This window comes from Synechococcus sp. WC101 (genome assembly GCF_047461555.1).
Taxonomy (GTDB): Bacteria; Cyanobacteriota; Cyanobacteriia; order Thermostichales; family Thermostichaceae; genus Thermostichus.
Genome location: NZ_JANSHG010000092.1, coordinates 1 through 10,162, shown reverse-complemented (window position 1 = coordinate 10,162; position 10,162 = coordinate 1). Strand labels below are relative to the sequence as shown.

12 protein-coding genes are annotated in these 10,162 nt (G+C 60.6%); 10 read left to right on the top strand and 2 right to left on the bottom strand.

Going from position 1 to position 10,162, the window contains the following annotated elements:
- Both leuS and NW809_RS07735 read right to left on the bottom strand, forming a co-directional pair.
- Positions 1-1,097 (bottom strand): leucine--tRNA ligase (gene leuS / locus NW809_RS07740; RefSeq protein WP_414401874.1); only part of this gene is annotated, 1,097 nt, incomplete at its 3' end.
- A 128-nt stretch (positions 1,098-1,225) separates the two neighbouring features.
- Complete coding sequence (locus NW809_RS07735; RefSeq protein WP_011430120.1) at positions 1,226-2,116, bottom strand: ferredoxin--NADP(+) reductase; 891 nt, start codon at positions 2,114-2,116, stop codon at positions 1,226-1,228.
- 317 nt (positions 2,117-2,433) lie between these two features.
- Between NW809_RS07735 and NW809_RS07730 the strand changes: the two genes are divergently transcribed.
- The 10 genes from NW809_RS07730 to minE all read left to right on the top strand — a co-directional run bounded on the left by NW809_RS07730 (position 2,434) and on the right by minE (position 10,145).
- Entirely contained in the window at positions 2,434-3,441 is a 1,008-nt protein-coding gene (locus NW809_RS07730) for a phosphoribulokinase (RefSeq protein ID WP_011430121.1), read from the top strand.
- A 74-nt stretch (positions 3,442-3,515) separates the two neighbouring features.
- Positions 3,516-4,247 (top strand): 6-phosphogluconolactonase, encoded by a 732-nt coding sequence (gene pgl, locus NW809_RS07725; protein WP_414401873.1) that lies wholly within the window; start codon positions 3,516-3,518, stop codon positions 4,245-4,247.
- 115 nt (positions 4,248-4,362) lie between these two features.
- Positions 4,363-4,533, top strand: coding sequence for a hypothetical protein (locus NW809_RS07720; RefSeq protein WP_011430123.1), 171 nt, complete (start codon positions 4,363-4,365; stop codon positions 4,531-4,533).
- 694 nt (positions 4,534-5,227) lie between these two features.
- Complete coding sequence (locus NW809_RS07715) at positions 5,228-5,347, top strand: transglutaminase N-terminal domain-containing protein (protein ID WP_228375471.1); 120 nt, start codon at positions 5,228-5,230, stop codon at positions 5,345-5,347.
- A gap of 45 nt (positions 5,348-5,392) precedes the next feature.
- On the top strand, positions 5,393-6,079 hold the full coding sequence (locus NW809_RS07710) for a transglutaminase-like domain-containing protein (protein WP_414401872.1): 687 nt from the start codon (positions 5,393-5,395) through the stop codon (positions 6,077-6,079).
- Positions 6,080-6,166: 87 nt separating this feature from the next.
- Positions 6,167-7,375, top strand: coding sequence for a VLRF1 family aeRF1-type release factor (locus NW809_RS07705; protein WP_414401871.1), 1,209 nt, complete (start codon positions 6,167-6,169; stop codon positions 7,373-7,375).
- A gap of 104 nt (positions 7,376-7,479) precedes the next feature.
- Entirely contained in the window at positions 7,480-7,986 is a 507-nt protein-coding gene (locus NW809_RS07700; protein ID WP_011430125.1) for a hypothetical protein, read from the top strand.
- A gap of 149 nt (positions 7,987-8,135) precedes the next feature.
- Positions 8,136-8,888 (top strand): septum site-determining protein MinC, encoded by a 753-nt coding sequence (minC, locus tag NW809_RS07695; RefSeq protein WP_414401870.1) that lies wholly within the window; start codon positions 8,136-8,138, stop codon positions 8,886-8,888.
- Entirely contained in the window at positions 8,885-9,691 is an 807-nt protein-coding gene (minD, locus tag NW809_RS07690) for a septum site-determining protein MinD (RefSeq protein WP_011430127.1), read from the top strand. The genes minC and minD overlap by 4 nt, the downstream gene beginning before the upstream one ends.
- 91 nt (positions 9,692-9,782) lie before the next feature.
- Complete coding sequence (minE, locus tag NW809_RS07685; RefSeq protein WP_011430128.1) at positions 9,783-10,145, top strand: cell division topological specificity factor MinE; 363 nt, start codon at positions 9,783-9,785, stop codon at positions 10,143-10,145.
- Positions 10,146-10,162 lie beyond the last annotated feature (17 nt).

Genomic DNA, 10,162 nt, shown 5'->3' with positions numbered 1-10,162 from the left:
GGCGGCTGCACCACCAGCTTGATGGGCAGGCCGAACTGGCGGGCAAACTCAAAGTCCCGCTGGTCGTGGGCGGGCACGGCCATGATGGCTCCTGTGCCGTAGCCCATGAGCACATAGTCGGCAATCCAGATGGGGATCCGCTCTTGATTGACGGGGTTGATGGCGTAGGATCCCGTCCAGACGCCCGTTTTTTCGCGGTCTTCGGCGCTGCGCTCGATCTCGCTGCGGGCAGCGGCCTCGGCCCGGTAGGCCTTGACAGCAACCTCTTGCTCAGGGGTGGTGAGCTTCTCCACCAAGGGATGCTCCGGCGCCAGCACCATGAAGGTGGCTCCCCAGAGGGTGTCAGGCCGGGTGGTGAACACCGGCAGCTCCTCCCCTGTTTCGGTTTTGAAGACAACCCTAGCCCCCACCGACTGGCCAATCCAGTTCTCCTGCATGGTGAGCACCCGCTCCGGCCAGCCGGAGAGCTTCTCCAGGTCAGCCAGCAGTTGGTCGGCATAGGCCGTGATCTTGAGAAACCACTGCTTGAGGAGGCGCTTTTCCACCAGAGCTCCCGATCTCCAGGAGCGCCCTTCCGCATCTACCTGCTCGTTGGCCAAGACGGTCTGGTCCACCGGATCCCAGTTCACCGGCGCCTCCTTCTGGTAGGCCAGGCCCGCTTTGAAAAACTGCAGGAAGAGCCACTGCGTCCACTTGTAGTAGTCGGGGGCGCAAGTGGTGATCTCCCGCTCCCAGTCGTAGGAAAGCCCCAGCCGCTGCAGTTGATCCCGCATTTGGGCAATGTTCTGGTAAGTCCACTTGGCCGGCGGGATCCCCCGATCGATGGCGGCGTTCTCTGCCGGCAAGCCAAAGGCATCCCACCCCATGGGGTGCAGCACCGCGTACCCCTGCATCCGCTTGTGGCGGGCAATCACATCCGTGATGGTGTAATTGCGCACATGCCCCATGTGCAGGCTGCCACTGGGGTAGGGGAACATCGACAGGGCATAAAACTTGCGGCTTTCCGCCGTCAGCTCCGGCGTGCGATCCAACCCGAGTTCACGCCAGTGGGCCTGCCACTTGCTTTCGATGGCCGGAGGATTGTAGCGCGCGTCCACAGTCTAGGGCTCCTGGGGAGAACAGCTCTCGGCTTCAGGTGGGCTAAGATACCAGCATTTTGGCATGTTTTGCGGATCCCCGGCGCCGACGGGATCCACCGGAAACCAGTTAACCCAAAGGGATCCCCTCAGTAGGTTTCCTCGTGCCACCTGTTGGCCTTCTTCAGCTCCTTCTGGAACTTGCTCCAGTCTTGACCGGCTTGCTCGGCAAGGGGGGCCATGACGCTGTTGATGCCGTCCTCCATTCCCTTGAGGCCGCAGATGTAAGTGTAGGTGTTGGGCTGCTGCAGCATCTCCCACAGCTCGGGGCCGTACTCGGCCATGCGGTTTTGCACGTACATCTTTTTGCCGTCGGGGGTTTGCTGTTCGCGGCTGATGGCGTAATCGACGCGGAAGCGATCCCCATACTGGGCTTTCCAGGCCTCTAGATCCCCGTGGTAGAGCAAGGTGGACGTGGTGGGCACCCCAAAAAACAGCCAGATCTTGCCCTGATAGTTGGGATCCTCTTCAAACAGGTGCTTGATGAAGGCGCGAAAAGGGGCGATGCCGGTGCCGGTGGCAATCAAAATCAGGTTGGCGTTCTCATCTTCCGGCAGCAAAAAAGTTTTCCCCGAGGGCCCGGTGATCATCACCTCGTCGCCGGGTTTGAGATCGGTGAGGAAGCCGGAGCAGACCCCTACCCCCGGCTGGCCTGTCTCCTTATCCACGTATTCGGCCCGTTTCACACTCAGAGAAACGGTGCGCCCCTCGCCATCGTCGCCATAGCGGGTAGAGGCAATGGAGTAGAGGCGGGGCTTGTGGGGCTTGCCCTTGTCATCTACGCCAGGAGGAATAATGCCAACGCTTTGGCCCTCCAGGTAGCGGTAGTTGGGATCCGGCAAGCTGAGCACAATGTGCTTGGTCAGGCCGGGTGCCCCTTCCCCCACAAGGGAGTAGGTCTCTACACACTGGCCGATCAGGGGCGCGTTGGGACGGTACAGATTGACAACAACTTCTCGCTTTTGGGCGCTGGCAACCATAACGGCGATCTGCTCCTGGCAATGGGAGAAAACTCTCTAGCAAACACCTTAGCAGCCCGCCCGCCCGAAGGGAACTTGCCGGAGGGGAACACCCCAGGCCGATCCTGAGAAAGCCCGCCCGGAAAACTTCTCTTCTCCTCAGTCGTCGCCGGGAAACAGGCAGTTTTTGTTAAATTGTTCCTTGACGCCGCCCCCCTCTCTGGCCTCAAGCTCGGTTGTGGGGGAGCGTCTTGTGGTAATATGCAAGACCATAAAGAACAGTAACTTTTTTAGAGGCTTCCTCTCAGTTTTGCCCTGCCCATCCCCAAGGAGTTCCCATGGCAAGCAGTCCTGAACGTATTGTAATGATCGGTGTTGCCGGAGATTCTGGCTGTGGCAAGTCCACGTTCTTGCGGCGGTTGGGGGACTTGTTTGGCCGGGATCTCATTACCACCATTTGTCTGGACGACTACCACTCCTTGGATCGCTACCAGCGCAAAGAGAAGGGCATTACGGCGCTGGATCCCCGCGCCAACAACTTCGACCTCATGTACGAGCAGGCCAAGGCGCTCAAAAATGGCCAGAGCGTGATGAAGCCCATCTACAACCACGAGACAGGGCTCATTGACCCGCCGGAGCGGGTGGATCCCAGCCCCATCATCGTCTTGGAGGGCCTTCACCCCATGTACGACGAGCGGGTGCGGGAGCTGCTGGACTTCAAGGTCTATCTGGATCTGGCGCCGGAGATCAAGATTGCCTGGAAGGTGAAGCGGGACATGGCCGAGCGGGGCCACACCTATGAAGATGTGTTGCGCTCCATTGAGGCCCGCCGCCCCGATTTCGAGGCCTACGTCGATGTGCAGAAGCGCTATGCCGATGTAGTCATCGAGGTGCTGCCCACCAAGCTGCTGCCGGAGCTGGATCCGGAGCACAAGGTGCTGCGGGTGCGCATGATCCAGCGGGAGGGGGTGAGGTATTTCGACCATGTTTACCTCTTCGACGAAGGCTCCACCATCGACTGGATCCCTTGTGGCAAAAAGCTGACCTGCTCCTACCCAGGCATTCGCCTGCACTACGGCCCTTCCACCTACTTCGACCAGCCGGTTTCGGTGTTGGAAATTGACGGCACCTTCGACAAGCTGGAAGAGGTTATCTACATCGAGAACCACCTGAGCAACCTGTCGACCCGTTACTACGGCGAGCTGACGGAGCTGCTGCGCAAGCACCCGGAATATCCTGGATCCCGCAATGGCTCTGGACTCATCCAGGTAATCGTGGGCCTGAAGCTGCGGGCCCTCTACGAGAAGATTCAGGCGGAAGCCAAAGAGCTGGCGGTTGCTTCCTAAGGTTTGGCCTCTGCGTGAAGGGGATCCCTTGACCTGGCTCGGGCAGTTGGGCAAGCGGCGATAGGTGGCGATCCATGCAAGGGTTCCAGTTGGAAATCTGGCCGGAGGGAACAGCCTTTTTCCGGCGGGCGGTCGAGATCTGGCAAGAGCAGGCCGCGGCGGCCATCCGTCAACGGGGCCGCTTTACGGTGGCCTTGGCAGGGGGAAACACGCCACGGAAGTTGTATGCTGCTTTAACCCAGGCGCCGGGGATCCCTTGGCAGCAAACCTGGCTGTTCTGGGGGGACGAGCGCTACGTTCCCCCGGATCACCCCGAGAGCAATTACGGCATGGTACGGCGGATCCTGCTGGATACGGTCGGGGTTCCCGCCTCCCAAGTCTTTCCCATGCCCACCCACTCAGGAGATCCCTTACGGGATGCGGCGGAGTACGAGGCGACCCTGCAGCAGATTTTCGGCACCGAATGCCCTGCCTTTGATCTGATCTGGCTGGGAGTGGGAGAAGACGGCCACACGGCCTCCTTATTTCCCGGTACAGCCGCCCTGGAGGTGCAACACCGCTGGGTGACGGTGGGCCAAAAAGGGGAGGAGCCGCGCCTGACTCTGACCTACCCTGTCTTGAACAGGGCGGCTCAGGTGGTGGTTTTGGTAACGGGGGCCAGCAAAGCCGCGATCGTCAAGGAGGCGCTGACAACGGAGGCCCACCTGCCCTGCCAGCGCCTCAACCCCCAAGGACGGCTGCTATGGCTGCTGGATGCGGCGGCAGCGGCTGAACTGCCCCTGCCCGCGGTGGCCTTGCTCGGCTAGTCCGGCCAATTGCTGCCGAAAAAGCGCTGGCTGAAGATGGCGATTTGACCTGGATCACCGCTGCATCCCTTCCCTTCGAATTTGATGGGGGTAGTTGAGTTTGGAGCGCTGCCCCATGTCCATTCGACTCATTGTCGAATCGGTTCTCCAGAGCACCTACCTCAGCCGCCGCCAAGAATCCCAAATCTGCCATTTCCTCCAGGAGCGGCTTTACGACGAATTGGATCTGGAGGCAATTGATCGGCTGATCTTGGCTTTGCTGAAGGGGCAAGTCCAGCTCGAGTGAGAGGAAAGCTGCGCCGCTTCGCCAAATCCTCAGGCCAGAGCCTAGCCCAGCCTCCTGTGGCAGTCTGGTCGCTTGAGCAGCGGACGGCTACAGGACTTCCAGCAGGAGAGCTTTCCGGCAGGCTCCCTCAGATGCTTTGGCTGCCTCCCCAGCTCGGACGACGCCCTTGCCAACCGCCGCTCCTCGAAGGTAGGGTGACGCCTTCACCGAGTGACATACTCTCGTCTCTCACCCTAAAGCGCTCCGCGCCGCTGACGCGAACGGGGAGCTACTGCGAGAACCTTCTGCGTCCGGCTGTGCCGTGCCGTTAGGCATGCAGCCGCGGAATGCTCTAGCGCGGGGCTATACCAGATTCCGGCAATGCCGTCTTGTATAGCTAATCTGATTCTACGATATTTTTGCGGGGGTGGCTGTATCCCGACCCTGACTGCCCCCCAGTAGGGGGGTACAAGTCGGGGCTTATCCACCTCCGCACCCCCAGAAGCTAAAACCTCCGTCCTGCTGACCCGACACCCAGGCCACAAGCAAACCTCCAAGGCACCGTCAATGCGCCCCTGCACACTTGTCCAAGGCAAAGCCCCACCTATATTTGATCGCCAATTTTGGGTAACTGTAGCACAGACGAGCGACTAAGACTTGCGACAAAACCTGTCTGTTGACCGTCCTGGGGCAAGCCTGTGCAAGTTCAAAGCGGTTGCGGCCCCGTTGCAACGGGATCCAAACCCTCTTGGCCTTTGAGCTGCGGGTGGATCCGCCGCCGGCAGGCCAATCGGAGCTGGTGGATCTGGATGGCAACGCGGCGGTTCAGCTCTAGTTTGGGGATCCCACCGAACATCTGCGCGTCCAAACTCAGGCCACGGTGCTCACCCTGCGGGAGAATCCCTTTGACTATCTGCTCTGCGATTGGGCTACCCATCTTCCGATTGACTATCCCAGCACGCTGGCAGCTCAATTGCAGCCTTATCGGACGGCGCAGGCGGATGCTGGCATCCAAAGCCTGGCCTGGGAGCTGTGGGATCAGGTGCAGGGGGAGACGACGGCTTTTTTGCCGGCGCTCAACCAACGCATCTACTCCGAGTGCCGTCACATCCTGCGGGAAAAGGGGGATCCCTCGCCCGCCGGCTTGACCTGGCAGCGCAAAACCGGCTCCTGCCGTGACCTGACGCTGGTGTTGATGGAGGCCTGTCGGGCAGTAGGTCTGGCGGCAGGATTTGTCAGCAGCTACCAGGTCGGCCCGCCGTTGCAAGAGAACCTGGAACTCCAGGGCACAACCGGCAAAGAGCCCGCAGAGCCTGTCCGCCGCCACCTGCACGCCTGGGCAGAGGTGTATCTGCCGGGGGCCGGTTGGCGGGGGTTCGATCCCACCCAAGGGCTGGCCGTGGCCGATGGCCATGCGGCTTTGGCGGCCAGTGCCTACCCCAAAGATGCCGGCCCCATCTACGGCCACTGGCTGGGCAGAGGCGTTCACAGCAAGATGGACTACACCATTCACATCGAGGCGGAATCCGCCCTGCAGAGCCAAGCCCAACTGAGCCCCATATCCTAGCGGGATCCTTTGAGAACCCTGTCAGCGTCTCTCCTGCCGTGATATTCTGCTAGCTTCTAGTTCTAACCGAGCCCTCTCTTGAAAACCATGGACGAACTCAACACCCTGATCCAGGATCTGCAAGCTGCCTTTGACGACAGCAGCAAGCCCGTGCTCTCGATATATGCCGACACCAACCCTGCTCGTCCCGAAAATGCGGGTCGCGCCTGGGTGGGGCGCATCAAGAATACCCTCAAGGAGCTGCTGGAGAGGGAGGAGAGCAAGCCTGATAACTCCCTCTGCGAGCAAGTCCTTGCTCTAGTAGAGCAGGAGCGCCCTTCAGCCCGCACCCTGGTTCTTTTTGCCAGCCGCAATCCCGTCGGCAAGCCAGTGCTGCGCCGAATCGACCTGCAGGTGGAGCTGCCGGTGGTGGATCTGGCCCATGGGCGGGTGGAGGCCCGCTGGGGGGAACCTTACCTCACGCCCCTTTTCTTTGCCTTTGATGAATACGAGCGGGGTGGGGTGTTGCACCTGTCTGGCAGCAGGTGGCGCTTCTACGAGCTCTTTTTGGGAGAACTGCGAGAGGACACGGAAATCTTTGCCAACATCAGCGCCGAGGAATGGCAGGAACTGCAGGAGCTGGCCGGCCGCATTGAAAATGCCGTTGCCGAACGTCGCGCCCGCAGCGGTGGCACCTTCGACAAGCTTTCCCCAAAGGAGCGGGAGGCGGCCAAGGTCAGCCTCTGGATGCACAAGCTCTACCTGCGCCTGGCTTCCGCCCTGGATAAGGCAGTGGATCGCCTGGGCATTGAGCGGCTGGTGCTCATGGGCGAAGCCTGGCAGGTGTCCCACTTTGAGGGCTATCTCAACCGCGGCCTACGCAACCGCATCGTCGCGCGGGTGGGGCACCCCGCCAACCTTCACACACCGACGCCGCAAGACATCCTCGACCGAGTGGTACCCGTCCTGGAGGCCGCTGAGCGCCGAGGAGAGCTGGCTTTGTTGGAGCGGATTCGAGAGCAGCCCGGCGCTTGGGGCTTAGATGCGGTGCTGGACGCCCTACAACTAGGTCGAGTGGAAATCCTTGTCTTGCCCTGGAGGCTAGAGGCCACCATCTGGCGCTGCCCAGACGGCTCGGTGGGAGGAACCCCAGAGATGGCCCAGCTCCTCTGCCCAGAGCCGCAACCGGTGGCGCTGCGGGATCAGGTCTGGGTGCTGGCCCGCGATTTCGGCGCTAGGCTGGAGTTTGTCCGCGGCGAGGCCGAAGACCGCTTGCTCCACGAGTTTCAAGGAGCAGCCGCGCTGTTGCGCTGGTAGAGGCCGCTCCAACCGGGTCGAGCAGCTCTCTGGCTGGATCCTGAAGCCGCAGTGTAGGCTAACATAGCCTAGCCCACCTCTGAAAAGTTTTCTGAGGGATCCCGTTGACCCAGTCTATTGATCTTCCCACCAGCGTTGATACGTTTTTGCAAGAGCTGGCTGCGATTCAGCAAGTGGGGCCAAAGCGGATAGCCATTCTGGGCAGTCGCCATGTGCCCATCACCCACCAGTACCTCATCGAAACCCTCAGCTACGCTTTGGCCCTTACCGGCAACCGCATTCTCACTTCCGGGGCCATTGGCACCAACCTGGCTGTGATTCGCGGAGCCATGCGGGCGGACATGAAATCCCTGACGGTGATCCTGCCCCAAAGCCTGGAGCGACAGCCGGCAGAGTCGCGGGCCAGCCTGGAGCAGGTGCTGCATCTGGTGGAGCACCCCGAAAATGACCACCTGCCCCTGGCGGAGGCCAGCCGCCTGTGCAACCTAGAGATCGTCAGCAAGTGCCAGCAGTTGATCTGCTTTGTTTTCCACGACAGCGTCACGCTTTTGGAGGCCTGCAGGCACGCTGAGGAGCAACACAAGGTGGTTACGCTCTTCTATTTTGACTGATTGGACTGCAGCTCACTGCTCTCAACCTTTTGCCCCGAGGGTAGCAGTGTAGAAGGCCCCGATAGCTCAACATAGACTGCAGCGCATTCCCGACGTTGGGCGAATGGAATAGGATAAGGCTTTGTATTGAGGCAAATCGTTGGGCAGCCATGATGGGATCCCCGGCATGGAACTCGGAAATTTCTGCAGTCTCGCCGACCTCATCCTCTAATCCGCGGGGATCCGAAAGGGGTGTTTATTTTCGATTCGATGCCCAAGGGATCCATCTGCATTTGCCCGCCACCCTGGCTTGGGAAGAAGTCTGGGACGATTTGGTGTGGCAATTGCGCAGCCGCAAACCCTACTGGGCAGGAGTGGCCCCCCTGACCCTGTGGTGCCAAGAGCGAGAGCTGGACTTGCCCACCCTACAAACTCTGGCCGTCTTGTTGTCGCGGCATCGGTTGTCCTTGTGGCGCGTCCAAACCGGATCCCGAGGGACGGCGATCGCGGCGGCGACCCTAGGCTATTCTGTGGAACAATCTTCCCCCTTGGAGGCGATTCCCCCCGTCTCCCCGGATACTACTCCCCTCTACCTGCGGTCCACGGTGCGGTCGGGGATGTCGGTGCGCCACCGTGGCTCGGTTTTTCTGCTGGGGGATCTCAACCCCGGCGGCGAGATCATTGCCGGCGGTGACATTTGGGTCTGGGGACGGCTGCGAGGGCTGGTGCATGCTGGTGCTGAGGGGGATAGAGGCGCGGTGATCTTGGCCTTACAGTTGGAGCCAACTCAGTTGCGCATTGCCGATCAGGTGGCCCGTCCACCCGAGGGCGGATCCCCTCCCAACACGCCAGAGGTGGTTTACTTGCAGGAGGGTGTCATCTGCATTGCCAGCCTTCAGGATTTTCTGCGGAGGGGGGTATGAGCCGAGTTATCGTCGTCACCTCTGGGAAGGGGGGAGTGGGGAAAACCACCCTAACGGCCAATTTGGGCACTGCCTTGGCGCGCTTGGGTCGCTCGGTGGTGGTGGTGGATGCCGACTTTGGCCTGCGCAACCTGGACTTGTTGCTGGGGCTAGAGAATCGGGTGGTGTACACGGCTTTGGAGGTGATTGCGGGGGAATGCCGCCTTGAACAAGCCTTGGTGAAGGACAAGCGCACCCCCAATTTGGCGTTGCTGCCGGCGGCCCAAACCCGCAACAAAACGGCAGTCAGCCCGGATCAGATGCGGCAGTTGATGGAAAAGCTTGCCAGCAGCCATGACTACGTGTTGATCGACTGCCCGGCGGGAATTGAACAAGGGTTTCGCAATGCCATTGCGGGGGCAACGGCAGCCCTGCTAGTAACTACGCCCGAAGTAGCAGCGGTGCGGGATGCAGACCGGGTGGTGGGCTTGTTGGAAGCGGCAGGGATTTCCTCTATCCAGCTAATCGTCAACCGCCTGCGCCCCGATATGGTAACCGCTGGCCAGATGATGGCAGTGGAAGATGTGGTGGAGGTGCTGGCCATCCCCTTGGTGGGTATCATTCCAGAAGACCGGGAGGTGATCGTCTCCACCAACAAAGGGGAGCCCCTAGTCCTCTCGGCCAACCCGACTCAGGCTGCCCAGGCCATCCAGCGCATTGCCCGACGGCTGGAAGGGGAGACGGTGGAATTTCCTAAGTTGGCCAGCTTGGGCGAGTCTTTCTGGGAAAAGGCCAAGCGGTTTTTCAGCCAAAAGGTGCTCTGAATCTCAACGGCTCTTGAGCTCCATCTCAACGGGATCATCACTCTTTGCCTGGAGTCTTTGCTTTCCCTGCTATGCACCTTCAATAAAGCCCATGCTTCTCGATTTCTTGGATCAGCTTTTTTCCCGCCACTCCGGCAACAGCCGCGAGCAAGCCAAGCAGCGCCTGAAACTGATCTTGGCCCACGACCGCGCCGACCTCACCCCGGCAGCCTTGGAAGCGATGCGCCTGGAGATTTTAGGGGTAGTATCTCGCTATGTGGAGCTGGATTCGGAGGGGATGCAGTTTCACTTGGCGGCAGAAGGGGGGACGACGGCCCTGATCGCCAACCTCCCCATTCGCCGTGTCAAGCCCCTGGCGGAGGCCCGCCTCAATTCCTGTGAAGGGGAGAACCCACAACAGGATCCCGGAGCGGCCCCATCCGAGGGCGGCCATTTGAGCTCGCCTTCTCCCTGAGCTACCCTAGACTCAGG